The sequence below is a fragment of the Lacrimispora brassicae genome, assembly GCF_054772055.1.
The window spans coordinates 1-663 of sequence record NZ_BRYH01000018.1 but is presented as its reverse complement, the minus strand read 5'-3'; the positions used below and the strand labels follow the sequence as shown (position 1 = coordinate 663).

The 663-nt window shown below is 41.3% G+C and carries 1 protein-coding gene; it reads right to left on the bottom strand.

From position 1 onward, the window contains the following. Nucleotides 1-591: IS256 family transposase (locus ACYVD3_RS09240; RefSeq protein ID WP_460642224.1), on the bottom strand; the 591-nt coding region annotated here is incomplete at its 3' end. Nucleotides 592-663: the final 72 nt, after the last annotated feature.

Sequence of the window (663 nt, the reverse complement as noted above, 5' to 3'; positions counted from 1 at the left end):
TTCTGCCGCACCAATGATTTCACGACATCCATTCTCATTGACTCCAATGGCAACAAGAATAGAAACGTTTTGAATTTCACCGCCCCAACTGCGCTTTAAGTAAACACCATCTACATAAATATAGGGATAAGAACCGCTAAGTTTGCGACTTCTCCATGTCTCAATGTGCTCATAAGCTTTTTTATTTAGATTGCTTATTGTGCCAGGTGAAACTTTTGTTCCCCATAATGCCTCGGTGATATCCTCAACACGGCGAACAGAAACACCTGCGAGATACATTTCAATAAGAGCTTCTTCTACAGAGCATTCTCTGCGGCGATATCGCTCAATAATGGCAGTTTCAAACGGAACGCCCTTTAGCTTTGGCATTTTCAATTTGACCTCACCAGCTGTGGTTTGAAAGTTTCTGCTGTAATGTCCAGAACGATATCCTTTGCGTTCGCCGGAACGCTCATATTTTTCAGCATGAACGAGTTCATCTGCTTCATGATCCAGCAAGGCATTGAGGGTCTCCTCAACGCTGTTACGTACTAAATCTTTCAATTCGTTATGGATAAGTTCCTGATTTAATTGTATAATGTTATCGGACATGTTCTATAGCCTCCTTTGTGAGATTTGGTTGTGGTGACTTTATTTTACCAAACGGCTATAGACCATGTCTAT